This window comes from Arenimonas sp. (assembly GCF_022842045.1).
In the GTDB taxonomy this organism is placed as follows: domain Bacteria; phylum Pseudomonadota; class Gammaproteobacteria; order Xanthomonadales; family Xanthomonadaceae; genus Arenimonas.
Map to the genome: position 1 here is coordinate 1 of NZ_JALHQI010000008.1, position 19,631 is coordinate 19,631.

32 protein-coding genes and 1 pseudogene are annotated in these 19,631 nt (G+C 66.3%); 31 read left to right on the forward strand and 2 right to left on the reverse strand.

What is annotated here, in order from left to right; genetic code table 11:
* From Q0C12_RS03130 to Q0C12_RS03275, 30 genes and pseudogenes are all read left to right on the forward strand, one after another.
* Nucleotides 1-118: pseudogene (locus tag Q0C12_RS03130) on the forward strand (elongation factor Tu); the annotation flags it as partial.
* Between the two features lie 245 nt (nucleotides 119-363).
* A complete protein-coding gene (rpsJ, locus tag Q0C12_RS03135; RefSeq protein WP_022968186.1) occupies nucleotides 364-675 on the forward strand; it encodes a 30S ribosomal protein S10 in 312 nt (103 codons plus the stop codon).
* Between the two features lie 10 nt (nucleotides 676-685).
* Complete coding sequence (gene rplC, locus Q0C12_RS03140; protein WP_290886109.1) at nucleotides 686-1,333, forward strand: 50S ribosomal protein L3; 648 nt, start codon at nucleotides 686-688, stop codon at nucleotides 1,331-1,333.
* Between the two features lie 10 nt (nucleotides 1,334-1,343).
* Nucleotides 1,344-1,946, forward strand: a complete 603-nt coding sequence (gene rplD / locus Q0C12_RS03145) for a 50S ribosomal protein L4 (protein ID WP_290886112.1) — start codon at nucleotides 1,344-1,346, stop codon at nucleotides 1,944-1,946.
* The gene (gene rplW / locus Q0C12_RS03150) at nucleotides 1,943-2,239 is read left to right on the forward strand and encodes a 50S ribosomal protein L23 (RefSeq protein WP_290886114.1); all 297 of its coding nucleotides are present in this window, start codon (nucleotides 1,943-1,945) and stop codon (nucleotides 2,237-2,239) included. The genes rplD and rplW overlap by 4 nt, the downstream gene beginning before the upstream one ends.
* A gap of 10 nt (nucleotides 2,240-2,249) precedes the next feature.
* The gene (rplB, locus tag Q0C12_RS03155; RefSeq protein WP_034213314.1) at nucleotides 2,250-3,077 is read left to right on the forward strand and encodes a 50S ribosomal protein L2; all 828 of its coding nucleotides are present in this window, start codon (nucleotides 2,250-2,252) and stop codon (nucleotides 3,075-3,077) included.
* Between the two features lie 6 nt (nucleotides 3,078-3,083).
* A complete protein-coding gene (gene rpsS, locus Q0C12_RS03160) occupies nucleotides 3,084-3,356 on the forward strand; it encodes a 30S ribosomal protein S19 (RefSeq protein WP_034213313.1) in 273 nt (90 codons plus the stop codon).
* 10 nt (nucleotides 3,357-3,366) lie between these two features.
* The gene (gene rplV / locus Q0C12_RS03165; protein ID WP_034213338.1) at nucleotides 3,367-3,702 is read left to right on the forward strand and encodes a 50S ribosomal protein L22; all 336 of its coding nucleotides are present in this window, start codon (nucleotides 3,367-3,369) and stop codon (nucleotides 3,700-3,702) included.
* Between the two features lie 16 nt (nucleotides 3,703-3,718).
* Nucleotides 3,719-4,420, forward strand: a complete 702-nt coding sequence (gene rpsC, locus Q0C12_RS03170; protein ID WP_034213305.1) for a 30S ribosomal protein S3 — start codon at nucleotides 3,719-3,721, stop codon at nucleotides 4,418-4,420.
* Nucleotides 4,421-4,426: 6 nt separating this feature from the next.
* Nucleotides 4,427-4,840 carry a 50S ribosomal protein L16 gene (gene rplP, locus Q0C12_RS03175; protein ID WP_034213302.1) on the forward strand — a complete coding sequence of 138 codons (414 nt, stop codon included), beginning with the start codon at nucleotides 4,427-4,429 and terminating at the stop codon, nucleotides 4,838-4,840.
* A 1-nt stretch (nucleotide 4,841) separates the two neighbouring features.
* Nucleotides 4,842-5,027 carry a 50S ribosomal protein L29 gene (rpmC, locus tag Q0C12_RS03180; protein ID WP_034213298.1) on the forward strand — a complete coding sequence of 62 codons (186 nt, stop codon included), beginning with the start codon at nucleotides 4,842-4,844 and terminating at the stop codon, nucleotides 5,025-5,027.
* 9 nt (nucleotides 5,028-5,036) lie between these two features.
* Entirely contained in the window at nucleotides 5,037-5,300 is a 264-nt protein-coding gene (gene rpsQ / locus Q0C12_RS03185; protein WP_034213295.1) for a 30S ribosomal protein S17, read from the forward strand.
* Nucleotides 5,301-5,311: 11 nt separating this feature from the next.
* The gene (rplN, locus tag Q0C12_RS03190; protein ID WP_034213292.1) at nucleotides 5,312-5,680 is read left to right on the forward strand and encodes a 50S ribosomal protein L14; all 369 of its coding nucleotides are present in this window, start codon (nucleotides 5,312-5,314) and stop codon (nucleotides 5,678-5,680) included.
* Nucleotides 5,681-5,697: 17 nt separating this feature from the next.
* Nucleotides 5,698-6,012, forward strand: a complete 315-nt coding sequence (gene rplX / locus Q0C12_RS03195; RefSeq protein WP_034213288.1) for a 50S ribosomal protein L24 — start codon at nucleotides 5,698-5,700, stop codon at nucleotides 6,010-6,012.
* A gap of 11 nt (nucleotides 6,013-6,023) precedes the next feature.
* Complete coding sequence (gene rplE / locus Q0C12_RS03200) at nucleotides 6,024-6,566, forward strand: 50S ribosomal protein L5 (RefSeq protein ID WP_290886127.1); 543 nt, start codon at nucleotides 6,024-6,026, stop codon at nucleotides 6,564-6,566.
* A gap of 17 nt (nucleotides 6,567-6,583) precedes the next feature.
* Nucleotides 6,584-6,889 carry a 30S ribosomal protein S14 gene (rpsN, locus tag Q0C12_RS03205; RefSeq protein WP_290886130.1) on the forward strand — a complete coding sequence of 102 codons (306 nt, stop codon included), beginning with the start codon at nucleotides 6,584-6,586 and terminating at the stop codon, nucleotides 6,887-6,889.
* Nucleotides 6,890-6,954: 65 nt separating this feature from the next.
* The gene (gene rpsH / locus Q0C12_RS03210) at nucleotides 6,955-7,350 is read left to right on the forward strand and encodes a 30S ribosomal protein S8 (protein ID WP_034213280.1); all 396 of its coding nucleotides are present in this window, start codon (nucleotides 6,955-6,957) and stop codon (nucleotides 7,348-7,350) included.
* A 13-nt stretch (nucleotides 7,351-7,363) separates the two neighbouring features.
* Nucleotides 7,364-7,891 (forward strand): 50S ribosomal protein L6, encoded by a 528-nt coding sequence (gene rplF, locus Q0C12_RS03215; RefSeq protein WP_290886134.1) that lies wholly within the window; start codon nucleotides 7,364-7,366, stop codon nucleotides 7,889-7,891.
* A 32-nt stretch (nucleotides 7,892-7,923) separates the two neighbouring features.
* Nucleotides 7,924-8,277: a 50S ribosomal protein L18 gene (rplR, locus tag Q0C12_RS03220; protein ID WP_290886137.1), complete on the forward strand. Its 354-nt coding sequence runs from the start codon at nucleotides 7,924-7,926 to the stop codon at nucleotides 8,275-8,277.
* A gap of 91 nt (nucleotides 8,278-8,368) precedes the next feature.
* Nucleotides 8,369-8,890 carry a 30S ribosomal protein S5 gene (gene rpsE, locus Q0C12_RS03225; protein ID WP_034213272.1) on the forward strand — a complete coding sequence of 174 codons (522 nt, stop codon included), beginning with the start codon at nucleotides 8,369-8,371 and terminating at the stop codon, nucleotides 8,888-8,890.
* On the forward strand, nucleotides 8,883-9,065 hold the full coding sequence (gene rpmD, locus Q0C12_RS03230; RefSeq protein ID WP_290886141.1) for a 50S ribosomal protein L30: 183 nt from the start codon (nucleotides 8,883-8,885) through the stop codon (nucleotides 9,063-9,065). The genes rpsE and rpmD overlap by 8 nt, the downstream gene beginning before the upstream one ends.
* A 20-nt stretch (nucleotides 9,066-9,085) precedes the next feature.
* Nucleotides 9,086-9,523, forward strand: coding sequence for a 50S ribosomal protein L15 (gene rplO / locus Q0C12_RS03235; protein ID WP_290886143.1), 438 nt, complete (start codon nucleotides 9,086-9,088; stop codon nucleotides 9,521-9,523).
* A 4-nt stretch (nucleotides 9,524-9,527) separates the two neighbouring features.
* Complete coding sequence (gene secY, locus Q0C12_RS03240; protein ID WP_290886146.1) at nucleotides 9,528-10,898, forward strand: preprotein translocase subunit SecY; 1,371 nt, start codon at nucleotides 9,528-9,530, stop codon at nucleotides 10,896-10,898.
* Between the two features lie 249 nt (nucleotides 10,899-11,147).
* Nucleotides 11,148-11,504 carry a 30S ribosomal protein S13 gene (gene rpsM, locus Q0C12_RS03245; RefSeq protein ID WP_034213264.1) on the forward strand — a complete coding sequence of 119 codons (357 nt, stop codon included), beginning with the start codon at nucleotides 11,148-11,150 and terminating at the stop codon, nucleotides 11,502-11,504.
* Nucleotides 11,505-11,513: 9 nt separating this feature from the next.
* Nucleotides 11,514-11,903: a 30S ribosomal protein S11 gene (rpsK, locus tag Q0C12_RS03250; protein ID WP_034213261.1), complete on the forward strand. Its 390-nt coding sequence runs from the start codon at nucleotides 11,514-11,516 to the stop codon at nucleotides 11,901-11,903.
* A gap of 21 nt (nucleotides 11,904-11,924) precedes the next feature.
* Nucleotides 11,925-12,554 (forward strand): 30S ribosomal protein S4, encoded by a 630-nt coding sequence (gene rpsD / locus Q0C12_RS03255; protein ID WP_290886151.1) that lies wholly within the window; start codon nucleotides 11,925-11,927, stop codon nucleotides 12,552-12,554.
* A gap of 23 nt (nucleotides 12,555-12,577) precedes the next feature.
* The gene (gene rpoA / locus Q0C12_RS03260) at nucleotides 12,578-13,573 is read left to right on the forward strand and encodes a DNA-directed RNA polymerase subunit alpha (protein WP_034213255.1); all 996 of its coding nucleotides are present in this window, start codon (nucleotides 12,578-12,580) and stop codon (nucleotides 13,571-13,573) included.
* A 29-nt stretch (nucleotides 13,574-13,602) separates the two neighbouring features.
* Nucleotides 13,603-13,983, forward strand: coding sequence for a 50S ribosomal protein L17 (gene rplQ, locus Q0C12_RS03265; protein WP_290886156.1), 381 nt, complete (start codon nucleotides 13,603-13,605; stop codon nucleotides 13,981-13,983).
* Between the two features lie 124 nt (nucleotides 13,984-14,107).
* Nucleotides 14,108-14,620 (forward strand): disulfide bond formation protein B, encoded by a 513-nt coding sequence (locus Q0C12_RS03270; RefSeq protein ID WP_290886158.1) that lies wholly within the window; start codon nucleotides 14,108-14,110, stop codon nucleotides 14,618-14,620.
* Nucleotides 14,621-14,736: 116 nt separating this feature from the next.
* The gene (locus Q0C12_RS03275; RefSeq protein WP_290886160.1) at nucleotides 14,737-16,131 is read left to right on the forward strand and encodes a 3-deoxy-7-phosphoheptulonate synthase class II; all 1,395 of its coding nucleotides are present in this window, start codon (nucleotides 14,737-14,739) and stop codon (nucleotides 16,129-16,131) included.
* A gap of 24 nt (nucleotides 16,132-16,155) precedes the next feature.
* Here Q0C12_RS03275 and Q0C12_RS03280 read toward each other — a convergent pair whose 3' ends face one another.
* Complete coding sequence (locus Q0C12_RS03280) at nucleotides 16,156-17,649, reverse strand: NADP-dependent isocitrate dehydrogenase (protein ID WP_290886163.1); 1,494 nt, start codon at nucleotides 17,647-17,649, stop codon at nucleotides 16,156-16,158.
* A 94-nt stretch (nucleotides 17,650-17,743) separates the two neighbouring features.
* Between Q0C12_RS03280 and Q0C12_RS03285 the strand changes: the two genes are divergently transcribed.
* On the forward strand, nucleotides 17,744-18,004 hold the full coding sequence (locus Q0C12_RS03285) for a winged helix-turn-helix domain-containing protein (RefSeq protein WP_290886166.1): 261 nt from the start codon (nucleotides 17,744-17,746) through the stop codon (nucleotides 18,002-18,004).
* A gap of 12 nt (nucleotides 18,005-18,016) precedes the next feature.
* Here the strand turns inward: Q0C12_RS03285 and Q0C12_RS03290 are convergent, their stop codons facing one another.
* A complete protein-coding gene (locus tag Q0C12_RS03290) occupies nucleotides 18,017-19,612 on the reverse strand; it encodes an amidase (RefSeq protein ID WP_290886170.1) in 1,596 nt (531 codons plus the stop codon).
* Nucleotides 19,613-19,631 lie beyond the last annotated feature (19 nt).

Genomic DNA, 19,631 nt, shown 5'->3' on the forward strand with positions numbered 1-19,631 from the left:
CGTGAAGATGGTGGTGACCCTGATCGCGCCGATCGCGATGGACGAGGGCCTGCGCTTCGCGATCCGCGAGGGTGGCCGCACCGTCGGCGCCGGCGTGGTTGCCAAGGTCATCAAGTAAGCGTATAGTGCGCGGCTCGGTCGGCCTCAGGGGCGGCCCACATACGAAATGAGGGGCAGGACGCCCCTCGTGTTCGCGGCCAGGACGGTCGAAGCTGTGTGAAACAACCCTTTACAGGGTGGTTTAACACAAGCTATACTTTCTTGCTCGGTGGACCAGACATGGTCCGCCGAGTTTGTTTTCCACGGGAACCAGGGCGCAAAGCCCCTGATTCCGACGCTCTTTACCGAAACAAGGAATTCGCCATGGCGGACCAGAAGATCCGGATTCGGCTCAAGGCCTACGATCATCGCCTGATTGATCGTTCGGCTTCCGAAATCGTGGAGACGGCCAAGCGGACCGGCGCGCAGGTGCGCGGCCCGATCCCGCTGCCGACCAAGATCGAACGCTACACCGTGCTGGTGTCGCCGCACGTCGACAAGGACGCACGCGACCAGTACGAGACCCGCACCCACAAGCGCGTGCTGGATATCGTCGACCCCAACGACAAGACCGTTGACGCGCTCATGAAGCTCGAGCTCGCGGCCGGCGTCGACGTCCAGATCAAGCTGACCTGAGGCAACGACCATGACCACCAAAAACATTGGAATCGTGGGCCGCAAGGCGGGCATGAGCCGCATCTTCACCGAGGATGGCCGTTCCATCCCGGTGACCGTGATCGAGGCCAGCCCGAATCGCATCACCCAGATCAAGACCGTCGAGAACGACGGCTACACCGCCGTGCAGGTCACTGCCGGCACCAAGCGCGCCGCGCTGGTCAACAAGCCGCTGTCGGGCCACTTCGCCAAGGCGAAGGTCGAGGCCGGCCGTGGCCTGTGGGAGTTCCGCATCGCCGACAAGGACGCGGGCAACTACGAGGTCGGCGCCGAGATCAAGGCTGACATCTTCGCCGTGGGCCAGATGGTCGATGTCGCGGGCGTCACCAAGGGCAAGGGCTTCCAGGGCACGATCAAGCGCTGGAACTTCAAGATGGGCGACGCCACCCACGGTAACTCGCTGTCGCACCGCTCGCCGGGCTCCATCGGCCAGCGCCAGACGCCGGGCCGCGTGTTCCCAGGCAAGAAGATGTCCGGCCACATGGGTGCCGAGAACCAGACCATGCAGAACCTCGAAGTGGTCAAGGTCGACGCCGAGCGCGGCCTGATCGCGGTCAAGGGTTCCGTTCCCGGTGCGCCGGGCGGCGACGTCGTCGTCCGTCCGACGAGCAAAGGTTGAGGAGTAAGTAATGGAACTCGCCGTTATTGGAAGCGCCAAGCCGCTGTCGGTCTCCGACGCCGTGTTTGGTCGCGAATTTAGCGAGGATCTGGTGCACCAGGTGGTGGTTGCGTTCCGCAACGCCGGCCGTGCAGGCACCAAGGCCCAGCTGACGCGCTCGGAAGTCTCCGGCACGACCAAGAAGTTCAAGAAGCAGAAGGGCGGCGGTGCCCGCCACGGTGACTACCGCGCCCCGATCTTCGTCGGTGGTGGCGTTACGTTCGCCGCCAAGCCGCGCAACTTCGCCCAGAAGGTGAACCGCAAGATGTACCGCGCCGCGGTCTGCGCGATCATCTCCGAGCTCAACCGCCAGGGTCGCCTGAAGGTCGTCGATGCGTTCGACGTCGCCGAGGCCAAGACCAAGGCGCTGGTCGCCAAGTTGAACGAGATGGGCATCGCCCGTCCGCTGATCGTCACCGAGGACGGCTCCGACGCCCTGTTCCTGGCCGCCCGCAACCTGCCGTACGTGCAGGTCCGCGACGTCCAGGGCCTGGATCCGGTCGCCCTGGTCGGTGCCGAGTACGTGATCATGACCGCCGAAGCGGTCAAGAAGGTCGAGGAGTGGCTGGCATGAGCAACATCAAGATCCTCGGCGTGATCCGCGCGCCGCGCGTGTCTGAAAAGACTGCGCGCATCCAGGAGCAGAGCAACCAGTACGTCTTCGAAGTGGCGACGACTGCGACCAAGGCCGACGTCAAGTCCGCCGTCGAGTCGCTGTTCAACGTCAAGGTCGAAGCGGTCAACGTGTTGAACGTGAAGGGCAAGAGCAAGACCTTCCGTCAGCGCGCCGGCCGTCGCGGCGACTGGCGCAAAGCATACGTTCGCCTGGCCGATGGCCAGTCGATCGACGTGATGGCCAAGGCCTGAGGCATTACCCATGGCACTACAGACTTTCAAGCCGACCTCGCCTGGCCGCCGCGCCATGGTGCGCGTCTCCACCGCCGGCCTGCACAAGGGCGGCCCGCTGGAATCGCTGGTCGAAAAGCAGAGCAAGAGCGGCGGTCGTAACAACTACGGCCGCATCACCACCCGCCACATCGGCGGTGGCCACAAGCAGCATTACCGCCTGATCGACTTCAAGCGCGACAAGGAGGGCATCCCCGCCCGCGTCGAGCGCGTCGAGTACGATCCGAACCGCACCGCGCACATCGCGCTGCTGTGCTACGCCGATGGCGAGCGCCGCTACATCATCGCCCCGAAGGGCCTGGTGCAGGGCGACCAGGTCATCGCCGGCAAGGATGCGCCGATCAAGACCGGCAACAGCCTGCCGCTGCGCAACATGCCGGTCGGTTCGACCGTGCATTGCGTCGAGATGAAGCCGGGCAAGGGCGCCCAGCTGGCCCGCGCCGCTGGCGCCGGCGCCCAGCTGATCTCCCGCGACGGCGGCTACGCCACCCTCCGCCTCCGCTCCGGCGAGATGCGCAAGGTGCCGGCCGACTGCCGCGCCACCATCGGTGAAGTCGGCAACGTCGAGCACAACCTCGAGAAGCTGGGCAAGGCCGGTGCGAAGCGCTGGCGCGGCGTCAAGCCGACCGTCCGCGGCGCCGCCATGAACCCCGTCGACCATCCGCACGGTGGTGGCGAGGCCAAGGCTGGCCAGGGCAACCCGCACCCGGTGTCCCCGTGGGGCACGCCGGCCAAGGGTTACAAGACGCGCAAGAACAAGCGCACCCAGAAGTTCATCGTGCGCGATCGCAGGGGTTGATAGGCCATGGCACGTTCTCTTAAGAAAGGTCCCTTCATCGACCACCACCTCGTCAAGAAGGTGGAGGCCGCCCAGGGCAACAGCAAGAAGCCGATCAAGACTTGGTCGCGTCGTTCCATGGTCTCGCCGGAAATGGTCGGGCTCACCATCGCCATCCACAATGGCAAGGTGCACATCCCCGTCCTGGTGAACGAGAACATGGTGGGTCACAAGCTCGGCGAGTTCGCCCTCACCAGGACCTTCAAGGGTCATGGCGGCGACAAGAAGTCCGGCAAGTAAGGAGATGACCATGGAATCGAAAGCCATCCTCCGCACCGCCCGGATCTCGCCGCAGAAGGCCCGCCTGGTCGCCGACCAGGTCCGTGGCATGCAGGCCTCCCGCGCCCACGATCTGCTGAAGTTCTCGGACAAGAAGGCCGCCCACCTGATCGGTAAGGTCCTGTGGTCCGCCATCTCGAATGCCGAGAACAACCTCGGCGCTGACATCGACGAGCTCAAGGTCGCCACCATCATGGTCGACGAGGGTCCCGTCCTGAAGCGCTTCATGGCCCGCGCCAAGGGCCGCGGCACCCGCATCCTCAAGCGCACCAGCCACATCACTGTGGTTGTGGGCTCGGGCAAGTAAGGCAGGGACGAAGAATATGGGTCACAAAGTTCATCCGACCGGAATCCGCCTGGGCATCGCCAAGGACTGGAATTCCAAGTGGTTCGCCAACAAGCGCGACTACGCCCAGTACCTCACGTCCGACCTCAAGGTCCGTGCGATGCTGCGCAAGAAGCTTGCCCAGGCCGGCATCTCGAAGATCCTGATCGAGCGCCCGTCGAAGTCCGCCCGCGTCACGATCCACTCCGCCCGCCCGGGCGTGGTGATCGGCAAGCGCGGCGAGGACATCGAGAAGCTGCGCAAGGAAGTCTCGGACATCATGGGCGTCCCGGCGCACATCAATGTCTCCGAGGTGCGCAAGCCCGAGCTCGACGCGCAGCTGGTCGCCGAGTCGATCGCGCAGCAGCTGGAGCGCCGCATCATGTTCCGCCGCGCCATGAAGCGCGCCGTCGGCAACTCGATGCGCCTCGGCGCGCTGGGCATCAAGGTCAACGTCGCCGGCCGCCTCAACGGCGCCGAGATCGCGCGTTCGGAGTGGTACCGCGAGGGCCGCGTGCCCCTGCACACCCTCCGCGCCGACATCGACTACGGCTTTGCCGAAGCCCTCACCACCTACGGCATCATTGGCGTGAAGGTGTGGGTCTACAAGGGCGAGATTTTCGATTTCAGCCAGGTTGGCCAGGAGAAAGTGGAAGAGCGCACCGAGCGCCCGGCCCGTCCTGCGAAGGAAATGAGGTAAGCCGCCATGCTGCAACCCAAGCGAACCAAGTACCGCAAGGTCTTCAAGTCCCGTAACGACGGCCTGAGCTGGGCCGGCGCCGCCGTCAGCTTCGGCGAGTACGGCCTGAAGGCCACCTCGCACGGCCAGCTGACCGCTCGCCAGATCGAGGCCGCGCGTCGTTCCATCAGCCGTTACGTCAAGCGTGGCGGCAAGATGTGGATCCGCGTGTTCCCCGACAAGCCGATCACGAAGAAGCCGATCGAAGTCCGAATGGGCGCCGGTAAGGGCAACGTCGAGTACTGGGTGGCCCAGATCGCCCCCGGCCGCGTGATCTATGAAATCGAGGGTGTCGACGAAGCCACCGCTCGCGAGGCGTTTCGCCTGGCGGCCGCGAAGCTCTCGGTCACCACCACTTTCGTGACCCGGACGGTGCGCTGATATGGAACTCAAGGAACTGCGTCAAAAGTCGGCGACCGAGCTGAAGAACCACCTGCTGGACCTGCACAAGGAGCAGTTCGCGCTCCGCATGCAGAAGGCCACCGGTCAGCTCAACGCCCCCCACCGAATCAAGCTGGTCCGTCGCGAGATTGCGCAGACGATGACCTTGCTGACCGATAAGAAGTAAGGGCGAGCCATGAGCGATAATGCCAACCAGACGCGCACGGTCGAAGGCCGCGTCGTCAGCAACAAGATGAACAAGTCCGTGACGATCCTCGTGGAGCGCCAGGTCAAGCACCCCCTGTACGGCAAGTACATCCGGCGCTCGACCAAGCTCCACGCCCACGACGAAGAGAACGCCTGCAACGAAGGCGACGTCGTCCGGGTGTCCGAGTGCCGTCCGCTTTCGAAGACCAAGAACTGGCGCGTGGTGGAAATCATCACGCGCGCCGTGAAGTAAGGAGGCCAGAAATGATCCAGGTACAGAGCTACCTCGAGGCCGCCGACAACTCCGGCGCCAAGGAAATGATGTGCATCAAGGTGCTCGGCGGCTCCAAGCGCCGTTACGCCCACATCGGCGACATCATCAAGGTGACCGTCAAGGACGCCATCCCGCGCGGCAAGGTCAAGAAGGGCGAGGTCTACGACGCCGTCGTCGTCCGCACCCGTTCCGGCGTGCGCCGGGCCGACGGTTCGCTGATCCGTTTCGACGGTAACGCCGCCGTGCTGCTGAACAACAAGCAGGAGCCGATCGGCACCCGCATCTTCGGGCCCGTGACCCGTGAACTTCGCTCCGAGAAGTTCATGAAGATCGTCTCGCTCGCTCCCGAAGTGATCTGAGCGAAGGAAACAGGACAATGAACCGTATCCGCAAGGGCGACCAGGTGATCATCATCGCCGGCGCCGACAAGGGCAAGAAGGGTGAGGTCGTGCGTGTTGCCGGTGACAAGGTCATCGTGCAGAACGCCAACATCATCAAGCGCCACACCAAGCCGAACCCGCAGGCGAACGTCGCCGGCGGCATCGTCGAGCGCGAGGCGCCGATCCACATCTCCAACGTCATGCTGTTCAACCAGGCCTCGGGCAAGGGTGAGCGGATTGGTTTCAAGGTGCTCGAGAATGGACGCAAAGTGCGTGTGTTCCGCTCGAGCGGTGAGGCGATCGACGCCTAAGGAATGATGTCATGAGCACCCGTCTCGAAACGTTTTACAAGGAAACCGTGGTCCCGAAGCTCATGGAGCAGTTCGGCTACGAGAACGTCATGCAGGTTCCCCGCATCTCCAAGATCACGCTGAACATGGGCGTGGGCGAGGCCGTGGGCAACAAGAAGATCCTGGAAAATGCCGTTGCCGACATGACCAAGATCGCCGGCCAGAAGCCGATCACCACCAACGCCCGTGTCTCCGTCGCCAGCTTCAAGATCCGCGACGGCTGGCCGATCGGCTGCAAGGTGACCCTGCGCCGCGCCAAGATGTTCGAGTTCCTCGACCGCCTGATCAACATCTCGCTGCCCCGCGTGCGTGACTTCCGCGGCGTGTCGGGTCGTTCGTTCGACGGCCGCGGCAACTACAACATGGGCATCAAGGAACAGATCATCTTCCCCGAGATCGATTTCGATGCCGTTGACGCCATGCGCGGCATGGACATCGCCATCACCACGACGGCGAAGACCAACGAAGAAGCCAAGGCACTGCTGCAGGCCTTCAACTTCCCGTTCCGCAACTGATTTCGAGGATATAGATCATGGCCAAGACGTCGATGGTTAACCGCGACATCAAGCGGAAGAAGCTGGTCGCCAAGCACGCCACCAAGCGCGCCGAGCTCAAGAAGATCATCAGCTCCGTCACCTCCTCCTTCGAGGAGAAGATGGACGCCGCCACCAAGCTGCAGAAGCTGCCGCGCGACTCGAGCCCGAGCCGCGTCCGCAACCGCTGCGAACTCACCGGCCGCTCGCGCGGCGTGTACAGCAAGTTCGGCCTCGGCCGCAACAAGCTGCGCGAAGCCACCATGCGTGGCGACGTCCCCGGCCTGCGCAAGGCCAGCTGGTAATCGCCGGTCCCCCCCTGGGGGACTCGCGGATATCGGTGCTCCTGAAACCAAGAAGGTAACAATCAATGAGCATGACTGATCCTATCGCCGACATGCTGGTGCGCATCAAGAATGCGCTCGCCGTCGGCAAGCCGCAGGTTTCCATGCCTGCCTCCAAGATGAAGCTGGCCATTGCCACCGTGCTGAAGTCCGAGGGTTACATCGGTGACTTCCGCGTGAGCGGCGAGGGCGCCAAGGCCAAGCTGGAAGTCTCCCTGAAGTACTACGAAGGCAAGCCGGTGATCGAGCGCCTCGAGCGCGTCTCCCGTTCGGGCCTGCGCCAGTACAAGGGCAAGGACGACCTGCCGAAGGTGCTCGCCGGCCTCGGCGTCGCCATCATCTCCACTTCCCAGGGTCTGATGACCGATCGCCAGGCCCGCGCTGCGGGCGTGGGCGGCGAAGTCATCTGCCTCGTGGCCTAAGGAGAACGCACCCATGTCCCGCGTTGCCAAGAAGCCGATCCAGATGCCCAAGGGCGTCGAGTTCAACGCCACCTCCGACAAGGTCACGGTCAAGGGCCCGAAGGGCAGCCTGAGCCTGGCCAAGCCGGCCGGTGTCGAGTTCGCCGTCGAGAACGGCGTGCTGCAGCTGTCCGCCGCCCATGCCGACAACATCCCGATGGCCGGCACCGCCCGCGCCATCCTGGCCAACATGGTCCAGGGCGTGTCCGAGGGTTTCACCCGCAAGCTCGAGCTGGTCGGCGTCGGTTACCGCGCCGCCATGCAGGGCAAGGACCTGAGCCTGAGCCTGGGCTTCTCGCATCCGACTGTGTACGTGGCGCCCGAGGGCATCACGCTGTCCACGCCGACCCAGACCGAGATCCTGGTCTCCGGCGCCGACAAGCAGCAGGTGGGTGAGGTTGCCGCCAAGATCCGCGCGTACCGCAAGCCGGAGCCCTACAAGGGCAAGGGCATCCGTTACTCCGGCGAGAAGATCATCATGAAGGAAGCCAAGAAGGCCTAATTGGGCGCTTCCGCTTCCTCGAGGTAAATACCATGGACAAGAACATCGCCCGTCTGCGTCGCGCCAAGACCACGCGTTCGCACATCCGCAAGCTCGGCGTCGCCCGCCTGTCGGTGCTGCGCACCGGCCAGCACATCTACGCCCAGCTGTTCACCGCCGACGGCTCCAAGGTGCTGGCTTCGGCCTCCACCGTGCAGGCCGACGTGATGGACGGCCTCAAGGGCAGCAAGAACCTCGAAGCCGCCGCCAAGGTCGGCCGCACGATCGCCGCCAAGGCGCTCGCCGCGGGCATCGACAAGGTTGCGTTCGATCGTTCCGGCTACCGCTACCACGGCCGCATCAAGGCCCTGGCCGACGCCGCCCGCGAGGGTGGCCTGCAGTTCTAAGCCTTCGGGCTTGAAAGGCCTTCGGGCTTGCGTTTCCAGTACCAACCACAACCATAAGCGGCGAATGCCGTAAGCAAACCCAGGAATCCCTATGTCCAGCAACGAGCGCGATCGCAATCGCGGGGAAAGCGACGACGGCTTCATCGAGAAGCTGGTCGCCGTCAACCGCGTCTCCAAGACCGTCAAGGGCGGTCGTCAGTTCACCTTCACCGCGCTGACCGTGGTCGGCGACGGTGCCGGCAAGGTCGGCTTCGGCTACGGCAAGGCGCGTGAAGTGCCGGTCGCCATCCAGAAGTCGATGGAATACGCCCGCAAGGCGATGGTCCAGGTCGACCTCAACGAAGGCACCCTGTGGCACCCGGTCAAGGCCGGCCACGGCGCCGCCCGCGTCTACATGCAGCCCGCCTCGGAAGGTACCGGCGTGATCGCCGGCGGCGCCATGCGCGCCGTGCTCGAAGCGGTCGGCGTGAAGAACGTGCTGGCCAAGGCCGTCGGCTCGCGCAACCCGATCAACCTGGTCCGCGCCACCGTCAAGGGCCTGACCGAGACCACCTCGCCGGCGCGCATCGCCGCCAAGCGTGGCAAGAAGCTCGAGGAGATCCTCAATGGCTGAGAAGACCGTCAAGGTTCGCCTGGTGAAGGGCCTCCGTGGCTGCCAGGCCCGCCACCGCCTTTCCGTGAAGGCCCTCGGCCTGAACAAGCTCAATGATGTCCGCGAGCTCAAGGACTCCCCGTCCGTGCGCGGCCTGATCAACCAGGTGCATTACCTGGTTCGCGTCGAGTCCTGAGCGAGCCAAGGAGAAACCATATGAAGCTCAATACCCTCAAGCCCGCCGACGGCGCCCGCAAGGATCGCGTCCGCGTCGGTCGCGGCATCGGCTCCGGCCTCGGCAAGACCGCGGGTCGCGGCCACAAGGGCTCGTTCGCGCGCGCCGGCAAGGGCAAGATCAAGGCCGGCTTCGAAGGCGGCCAGATGCCCATCTACAAGCGCCTGCCGAAGGTCGGCTTCCGCTCGAAGCTGAAGAACGACACCGCCGAAGTGCTGCTGTACCAGCTCGACAAGCTCGAGGCCGGCGAGATCGACTTCGCCGCCCTGCGCGCCGCCAAGCTCGTGCCGGCCAACGCCAAGCAGGCCAAGGTCGTCAAGAAGGGCGACGTCACCAAGAAGTTCGTGCTCAAGGGTCTGCTCGCGACGGCCGGTGCCAAGGCCGCCGTGGAAGCGGCCGGCGGCAGCGTGACGGAGTAAGGCCTTGACGCAGTCCACGTCCGCCGCAAGCGCCCTGGGTGGGCTCGGTAAGTTCACCGAGCTCCGCCAGCGCCTGGTCTTCGTGATCCTTGCGCTGATCGTCTACCGCATCGGCAGCTACATCCCGGTGCCGGGCATCGATCCGCAGCGGATGCTGGAACTGATGGAGGCCCAGCAGGGCACCATCGTGGACATGTTCAACATGTTCTCGGGTGGCGCCCTGAACCGCTTCAGCCTGTTCGCGCTGAACGTCATTCCGTACATCTCGTCCTCCATCATCGTGCAGCTCATGGGCCAGATCTACGAGCCCTGGAAGGCGATGAAGAAGGAAGGCGAAAGCGGCCGGCGCAAGCTGACCCAGTACTCGCGCATCGGCGCCGTCGTGCTGGCCGTGGTCCAGGCCGGCTCGATCGCCAGCATGCTGCAGCAGCAGCCGGGCGTGGTGTACGCGCCGGGCCCGGGCTTCATCCTGACCGCCATCGTGGCCCTGACCGCCGGCACCATCTTCCTGATGTGGCTGGGCGAGCAGATCACCGAGCGCGGCATCGGCAACGGCATCTCGCTGATCATCTTCGCGGGCATCGTCGCCAGCCTGCCCGGCGCGGCCATCTCGACCGTGCAACAGGTCAGCAGCGGCGAGCTCAGCTGGTTCGCGGTCCTGGTGATCCTGGCCCTGGTGGGCGGCGTCACCTACTTCGTGGTGTTCATGGAGCGCGGCCAGCGCCGCATCACCGTGAACTACGCCCGTCGCCAGGGTGGCCGCCAGGCCTACATGAACCAGAACTCGCACCTGCCGCTGAAGCTGAACATGGCGGGCGTGATCCCGGCCATCTTCGCCTCCAGCCTGATCATGTTCCCGGCGACCATGGTCCAGTGGTTCGGCCAGACCGGCGAGCCGACCGGCGTGGCGTGGCGCGACAACCTCAACGTTTGGCTTCAGGGCCTTAGCCAGGCGTTGGCGCCGAGCGAGCCGCTGCACATGCTGCTCTACGGCGGCCTGATCATGGGCTTCGCCTTCTTCTACACCGCCCTGGTCTTCAACTCCCAGGAAACCGCGGACAACCTGAAGAAGTCGGGCGCCCTGGTCCCGGGCATCCGTCCGGGCAAGGCCACCGCCGACTACATCGACGGCGTGCTGACCCGCCTGACCCTGATCGGCTCGCTCTACCTGGTGCTGGTCTGCCTGCTGCCCGAGGTCATCCGTGGCTTCTGGTCGGTCCCGTTCTACTTCGGCGGCACCTCGCTGCTGATCGTGGTCGTGGTGGTGATGGACTTCACCGCCCAGATCCAGGCCCATCTGATGTCGCATCAGTATGAGAGCCTGATGAAGAAAGCGAATCTGAAAGGTGGCGGTCGCGGTCTCACCCGCGGCTGAGCACCATTGATGGGCGGTCCGCGCGGCGGCTTGGCGCGCGGATAAGCCGGTAACCGTTCCTGCGCTGGAGTAGCGCGGGGCGCCCGACCCCGGGAAGGGGGAGGGCAGTTGCCAGCTTGTCGCCGGAGCATGGGCACACTCCCCATGCCGGGTTTCCCGGGTCCCTGGACCCGGGGGGCTACAACTGAACCCCAAGCCCTGTTATACTTCGTGATTCACTGCGCTCAATTTTAAGTTGGAGAACGCCTGATGGCGCGCATTGCGGGTGTCAACCTGCCTGTCCAGAAGCATGTCTGGGTGGGCCTGCAGAGTATCTTTGGCATCGGCCGTACCCGGTCGAAGCTTGTTTGTGACGCGGCTGGCGTGGCCCAGGCCACCAAGATCCGCGACCTGTCCGAGCCGGAAATCGAGCGCATCCGCGCCGAAGTGGCCAAGTACATCGTCGAAGGCGACCTGCGTCGTGAAGTCGGCATGTCGATCAAGCGTCTGATGGACCTGGGCTGCTACCGCGGCCTGCGCCATCGTCGCGGCCTCCCGATGCGCGGTCAGCGTACCCGGACCAACGCCCGCACCCGCAAGGGTCCGCGCAAAGCCATCAAGAAGTAAGGGCAGCCAATGAACAAGCCGGCAGTCAAGACCAAGAAGAAGATCAAGCGAGTCGTCACCGACGGCATCGCCCACGTCCAAGCTTCTTTCAACAACACCATCGTCACCATCACCGATCGCCAGGGCAATGCGCTGTCGTGGGCCACTTCGGGCGGCGCGGGTTTCCGCGGTTCCCGCAAGTCGACCCCGTTCGCCGCACAGGTGGCCGCCGAAAAGGCCGGCAAGGCCGCCCTCGACTACGGTGTGAAGACCCTGGAAGTCCGTATCAAGGGCCCCGGCCCGGGCCGCGAGTCGGCCGTGCGTTCGCTGAACGCGGTCGGATACAAGATCACCAACATCATCGACGTCACCCCGATCCCGCACAACGGGTGCCGGCCGCCGAAGAAGCGCCGCGTCTAACGGGAACTGGAGACTATATAAATGGCTCGTTACATTGGTCCCACCTGTAAGCTCGCCCGCCGCGAAGGCGCCGACCTCAGCCTGAAGTCGCCCGCTCGCGCGATCGATTCCAAGTGCAAGCTGGAGCAGAAGCCCGGCCAGCACGGCCCGGTTGCCCGCAAGGGCAAGCTGTCCGATTACGCCACCCAGCTTCGCGAGAAGCAGAAGGTCAAGCGCATCTACGGTCTGCTGGAGCGTCAGTTCCGCTCGTACTACACCAAGGCTGCCCGCAAGAAGGGCAACACCGGCGAGACCCTGCTGCAGATGCTCGAGCAGCGCCTCGACAACGTCGTGTACCGCATGGGCTTCGCCGTCACCCGTCCGCAGGCCCGCCAGCTGGTGTCGCACAAGGGCGTGCTGGTCAACGGCAAGCCGGTGAACCTGCCGTCCTACCAGGTCAAGGCCGGCGACGCCGTCACCCTGACCGAGAAGGCGCAGAAGCACCTGAACGTCCAGGAAGCCGTCAACCTCTCCCAGCAGATGGACCTGGTCCCGAGCTGGTGCGAAGTCGATGCGAAGAAGTTCGCCGGCGTCTTCAAGGCCGTCCCGGATCGCGCCGACCTGCCCTCGGATATCAATGAAGCGCTGATCGTCGAGTTGTACTCGAAGTAATCCTCCCAGGAGACACCTTGACCATGACGGTTACCGCCACCCAGGTGCTGCGTCCGCGCGGCCCGCACATTGAACGACTCGGTTCCAACCGCGCCAAGGTGGTCATCGAGCCGCTGGAGCGCGGCTATGGCCACACGCTGGGCAACGCCCTGCGTCGCGTGCTGCTGTCCTCGATCCCCGGCTTCGCCATCACGGAAGTCGAGATCGATGGCGTGCTGCACGAGTACACCACCGTCGAGGGCCTGCAGGAGGACGTGCTCGAAGTCCTGCTGAACCTCAAGGACGTGGCCATCCGCATGCACAACGTGGACCACACCACGCTGACCCTGCAGAAGAAGGGCCCGGGCATCGTCACCGCCGCCGACATCAAGACCGACCACAACGTCGAGATCCTGAACGGCGACCACGTGATCGCCCACCTCACCAAGGACACGGCGCTGAACATGCGCCTGAAGATCGAGCGCGGTTTCGGCTACCAGCCTGCCGCCGATCGCCGCCGCCCGGACGAAGAGTCCCGTGCGATCGGCCGACTGGTGCTGGACGCGACCTTCTCGCCGGTCCGCCGCGTCGCGTATGCCGTGGAAGCGGCCCGCGTGGAGCAGCGCACCGACCTGGACAAGCTGGTCCTCGAGATCGAGACCAACGGCACGATCGACGCCGAAGACGCCATCCGCACGGCCGCTGACATCCTCACGGACCAGCTGTCGGTGTTCGGCGACTTCACCCAGCGCGACCGCAGCGCCGCCAAGCCGTCCGCCACGGGCATCGACCCGGTGCTGCTGCGCCCGATCGACGACCTGGAACTGACGGTGCGTTCGGCCAACTGCCTCAAGGCCGAGAACATCTACTACATCGGCGACCTGATCCAGCGCACCGAGGTCGAGCTGCTCAAGACCCCGAACCTGGGCAAGAAGTCGCTCACCGAGATCAAGGAAGTGCTGGCACAGCGCGGCTTGTCCCTCGGCATGAAGCTGGAGAACTGGCCGCCGGCCGGCCTGCAGCAGGGCATGCTGGGCTGAGCCCGGTAATTCACTAAGGAACCACGACCATGCGCCACCAGAACTCCGGACGCAAATTCAGCCGTACCAGCGCGCATCGCGAAGCGATGTTCAGCAACATGGCTGCGTCCCTGATCAAGCACGAACTGATCCGTACCACCCTGCCCAAGGCCAAGGAACTGCGCCGCGTCGCCGAGCCGCTCATCACCATCGGCAAGACCGATGGCGTGGCGAACCGTCGCCTGGCCATGTCCCGCCTGCGTGACAAGGAAGCGGTCGGCAAGCTGTTCGTCGAGCTGGGCCCGCGTTACCAGGCCCGTCCCGGCGGCTACCTGCGCATCCTCAAGTGCGGCTTCCGTCCGGGCGACAACGCCCCGATGGCCTACGTCGAACTGGTGGACCGCCCGCAGGCGGCGGCCGACGCCGAGTAAGGCAGCGGCAGACGCAAGACACCAAGACCCCGGCTCCGGCCGGGGTCTTCGTTTCAGGCCTCCGAAACTTCTCCGCGCCCGCGCGGTCTGTGTAACCTGAGTCCACCCGACACCGGATCCCGAGATGACCGCCAACCCCTTCGCCTGGTCCTTCCGCGCGCAGTACCTCACCGGGTTCGTACTTTGCTTCGGGCTCATCGGATATGCGCTCTACGTGCAGTTCGGCATGCTGATGCTGCCGTGCCCGCTGTGCATCCTGCAGCGCATCGCGTTCGCAGCGTTGGGGCTGGTATTCCTGGTCGGCGGCCTGCACTCGCCGCGTGGCCGGCTGGGTCGTGGTATCTACGGCGCGCTTGCGTTCATCGCGGCGGGCGCCGGCGCCGGCATCGCCGGGCGCCACGTGTGGCTGCAGTCGCTGCCGCCCAGCGAAGTGCCGCTGTGCAGCAGCATGGGCCTGGATTACATGGTCGAGGCGATGGGTCCGATGAATGCGCTGTCGAAGGTGCTGGCCGGCTCCGGCGAGTGCGCCAAGGTCGATTGGACCTTCCTTGGCGTCTCCATGCCGGCATGGACCCTGGTCTGGTTCATCGGCCTGGGCCTGGGCGCGCTCTGGGCCGCGCTTCGCCGCCGCGCCTGAGACGCCGCTCCCGCCGGTCCGCGCGTCCCGCGGCGAGCACCCACCAACACAGCGTCCTGACATGGCCGACACGGCGCTGTGGCATGATTTCCTTCCCACTACAAGACGGAACCCCGATGAGCGCCAGCGATCGCAACCTGCAGCCCGTGTCAGTGCCCGGCGATTGGACGCCGGCCAGCTGGCGCGGCCGCATTGCGAGCCAGCAGCCGACCTATCCGGATCCCGCCGCGCTCGCGCAGGTGCAGGACGAACTGGGCCGCCTGCCGCCGCTGGTCACCTCCTGGGAAATCCTGGCCCTCAAGAAGCAGCTCGCCGAGGCGCAGGAAGGCAAGCGCTTCCTGCTCCAGGGTGGCGACTGCGCCGAGAGTTTCGCCGACTGTGAGTCCGGGCTGATCTCCAACCGCCTGAAGGTGCTGCTGCAGATGAGCCTCGTGCTCGTCCATGGCCTGCGCCTGCCGGTGGTGCGCGTCGGCCGTTTTGCCGGCCAGTACGCCAAGCCGCGTTCGGCCGACACCGAGGAGCGGGGCGGCATGACCTTGCCCAGCTACCGCGGCGACTTCATCAACCAGCCCGAATTCACCGCCGAGGCGCGCACGCCGGATCCGCGCCGCATGGTGAAGGGCCACGCCCGCTCGGCGATGACGATGAACTTCGTCCGCGCCCTGGTCGATGGCGGCTTCGCTGACCTGCACCATCCCGAGTACTGGGACCTGGGCTGGGTCGGCCACTCGCCGCTGTCGGACGAGTACCAGAAGATGGTCGCGGCCGTGGGCGATGCCGTGCGCTTCATGGAGACCATCGCCGGCGAAGCGCTGCACAACCTCAACCGCGCCGACTTCTACACCTCGCACGAAGCGCTGCTGCTGCCCTACGAGGAAGCGTTGACGCGCCAGGTGCCGCGCCAGTGGGGCTGGTTCAACCTCTCCACCCATTTCCCGTGGATCGGCATGCGCACGGCCGCGCTCGACGGGGCGCACACCGAGTACTTCCGCGGCATCCGTAACCCCATCGCGGTGAAGATCGGCCCCTCGGTCACGCCCGACCAGCTGCTGCGCCTCACCGACGTGCTCAATCCCGAGAACGAGCCGGGCCGGCTGAGCTATATCCATCGCATGGGCGCGGCCAAGGTCGCCAGCCAGCTGCCGCCGCTGCTCGATGCCATCCGCAAGGAGGGCCGCCGCGTGCTGTGGATCTGCGATCCCATGCACGGCAACACCGAAAGCACCAGCAACGGCTTCAAGACGCGTCGCTTCGACAACATCCGCGGCGAAGTCGAAGCCAGCTTCGAGCTGCACGCGGCCGCGGGCACCCGTCTCGGCGGCGTGCACCTGGAGCTGACCGGCGAAAACGTCACCGAATGCACCGGTGGCGCGCGCGACCTGACCGACATCGACCTCGAGCGCGCCTACCGCTCGACAGTGGACCCGCGCCTGAACTACGAGCAGTCGCTCGAGATCGCGATGCTGATCGTGCGCAAGCAGGGCCAGCTGTCGCGCCCGGCCCAGGCCTAGTGCCGGGCCGGACACGCCCGCGGCTCAGGCGCCCTGCGCCTGGGAGTAGCCGGGCTTGCCGTCGAAGCGGTACAGGTTCTCGGTCTTGATCACGTCGAGGCCGGCCTCGGCGGCGCGCTGGAGCAGCGCCGCCACGGCCAGCGGCGAGACCCCGGCCGGCGCCCGGAACCGGCAGCGCCAATGATCGGAGCAGAGCGTGCGCGCATTGCCCTGCGGATAGACCTTCACGCCGCGGTTGGTGATCAGCTCCAGGCTGAAGTCCGGGGCAGCCAGCGGCTGCAGGCGCTCGCCCAGCGCGGCTGGCGAACGCCCCGGGGCATCCCAGTGCAGGAACACGTCGACGCCCTCGAGTTGCTTATGCGCCGGCGGTGTCGCCAGTTGCGTAAGCTGGCGCACTGGCGAGTCGGTGCGGGCCTCCGTGCGTCCCGGGTAGTGCACGGCACGCAGGCGTACCGGCGCCTGGCCCAGTCGCTCGACCACGGCGTCGGCAAAGGCCTGGGTTCCAACCCGCCGCACGTTGCCCGCGGCCGCCACGTCGCCGGTCAGGACGCCATCCTCGAGCGTTCGCAGCCAGGCGTTGTGGATCCGCGTGGCCGGTTCGCCGCGGCCCAGGTGCACCAGCATCATCACCGCCGACAGCAGCAGGCCGGAGGGGTTGGCGATGTCCTGCCCGGCGATGTCCGGCGCCGAGCCGTGCACCGCCTCGAACATCGCCGCGCCGTAGCCGATGTTGGCCGAAGGCGCGAGCCCGATCGAGCCCGCGACCTCGGCCGCCACGTCGGACAGGATGTCGCCATAGAGGTTGGGGGTCACGATCACATCGAAGTCGCGCGGGCGCGTGGCCACCCGCGCCGTGCCGATGTCGATGATCATGTGTTCGGTCGCGATGCCCGGATACTGCGGTGCGATCTCTTCGAAGACGGCGTGGAACAGGCCGTCCGTCAGCTTCATGATGTTGTCCTTGGTCATGCAGGTGACCTTCCGGCGCCCATTCGCGACTGCATACTCGAAGGCATGCCGCACGATGCGCTCACAGCCGGGCCGCGTGACCAGCTTCAGGCACTGCACCACCTCGTCGGTCTGGCGGTGTTCGATGCCGGCGTAGGTGTCTTCCTCGTTCTCGCGGACCACCACCAGGTCCATCCCCGGATGGGGGGCGGGCAGGGCGGGGTGGTAGGCAACGCAAGGCCGCACGTTGGCGAACAGCCCCAGGGTCTTGCGCAGGCTCACGTTGACGCTCTTGAAGCCGCCCCCCTGCGGCGTGGTCAGCGGCGCCTTGAGCAGGACGCCGTGCGTCGCGATCGCCTCGAGGGCGTCGCCGTCGAAGCCGGCGGCATGGCCAGCCTGGTAGGCCTTGAGGCCCAGCGACACTTCGTGGAAAGTGAGGGCGGGATCCGCGGCGCTCAGTACGCGCAGCGCAGCCGCCATGATTTCGGGGCCGATGCCGTCGCCATGGGCGACGGCCACGGTGCGGGCGGGGAGCGGGGCAGCCAGGGCATCACGGGCGAGCGCAGACATATGAACTCCAATGCACGAAAAGAAAGTCGTGAATATAGAATCAGATCTTGACCCGCCGGTCAACGACCCCGGGCTCGCCGCCGGGTGGACCTTCATGTCCAACCATACCCACGTGCTGGTGGCCCTGGCCTCCGCGCCGGGGGCGACCCTGCGCGAGGTCGCCACGCGGGTGGGCATCACCGAACGGGCCGTGCAGCGGATCGTGGCCGACCTCGAGAAGGCCGGCGCGCTGGTCAAGGAGCGGGACGGGCGGCGCAACCTCTACCGGATCCGGCACGAACTGCACCTGCGCCACCCGTTGGAGGCGCACCGGACGATCGGCGAGCTGCTGGAGCTGGTGCTGTCCGGAGCCTGAGCCCCGGCCGTCTCAGAGCGGCAGCGTTGGCAGGTAGCGGGGCGGATTGCGCGCCTTGGTGGCCTGCTCGAAGGCGTAGCCCATCGCCAGCAGTTCCGGCTCGCTGTAGGGCCGACCCATGAACACCAGCCCGATCGGCAGGCCCTGCACGTTGCCCGAAGGCACGGTCAGGCTGGGCGTGCCTGCGACGGCCGCGGCGCCGTATCCGGCGCCGGTGAAATGGTCGCCGTTGATCCAGTCGGTCGGCCAGGCCGGCGACGTCGCCGGCGCGATGATGGCGTCCAGCCGATCGCCGTCCAGCGCCTTCAGCAGGCCGTCCTCGCCCGCCAGCCGGCGGATGCGGTCGCGCGCCCGCAGGTAGTCGGGCGAGTCCAGCCCGCCCTTGGCCTGGGCCTGCAGGAACCGCTCCTGCCCGAACCACGGCATGGCCTTGGTCGCATTCGCCTCGTTCCAATCGATCAGCGCCTCCAGTGATCCCGGTACGCCTTCGCGGCCGGCGAGGTACGCATTCAGGCCGTCCTTGAACTCGTACAGCAGCACCTGCAGTTCATCGGCGCCCCACTGGCCCAAGGTGTCGATGCGCACGTCCACTACCTCGGCACCCGCGGCGCGCAGGGCCTCGATCGACGCCTCGACGTTCGCGTCCACCCCCGGGTGGTAGCCCATCGCCTGGCGCAGCACGCCCAGCCGCTTTCCGGCCAGGGCGCCGGTGTCCAGGCTGGCGGTGTAGTCGGGTGGCAGGTTGCCGGCGGCCGCGTGCGAGGCCGGGTCGGCCTCGTCGATGCCGGCCAGCGCATTCATCAGCGCGGCGACGTCGGCCACGCTGCGGCCCATCGGGCCCGCGGTGTCCTGCGAGATCGAGATCGGGATGATGCCGTCGCGGCTGACCACGCCGACGGTCGGCTTCAGGCCGACCAGGCCATTCACCGCCGACGGGCAGATGATGCTGCCGTCGGTCTCGGTGCCGACGCCGACGGTGGCCAGGCTGGCGGCGATGGCGCTGCCGGTGCCGGCGCTGGAGCCGCAGGGGTTGCGGTCGAGCACGTAGGGGTTGCGGGTTTGGCCGCCGCGCGAGCTCCAGCCCGAGCTGGAGCGGGTGGAGCGGAAGTTCGCCCACTCGCTGAGGTTGGTCTTGCCCAGGATCACCGCGCCAGCCTCCCGCAGCCGCGTGACCAGGTAGGCGTCGTCGCCGGGGCGGTTTTCCGCCAGCGCCAGCGAGCCGGCGCTGTTGGCCATGCCGACCGCGTCGATGTTGTCCTTGAGCAGCACCGGGATGCCGTGCAGCGGGCCGCGCAGTTGGCCGGCGGCGCGCTCGGCATCGAGTGCGCGGGCGTCCTCGAGCGCCGAGGGGTTGGTCTCGATCACCGACCGCAGGTTCAGGCCGGCGCGGTCGATGGCATCGATGCGCGCCAGGTAGGCGCGGGTCAGTGCCTCGGAGCTGAATTCGCCCGAGGCCATGCGGGCCTGCGCCTGCGCGATGTCCAGTTCCACGATGTCCGGGCCCGTGGTCGCGGGCTCCGGGGCGCGGTTCGAGCCGGGCGCCGGCGCCGGCGGGCCGCTGCAGGCCGCGAGCGTCAGGAGCAGGGCGAGGGCGGGCAGACGGCGCATGGCGGGATCCGGTGAGCGC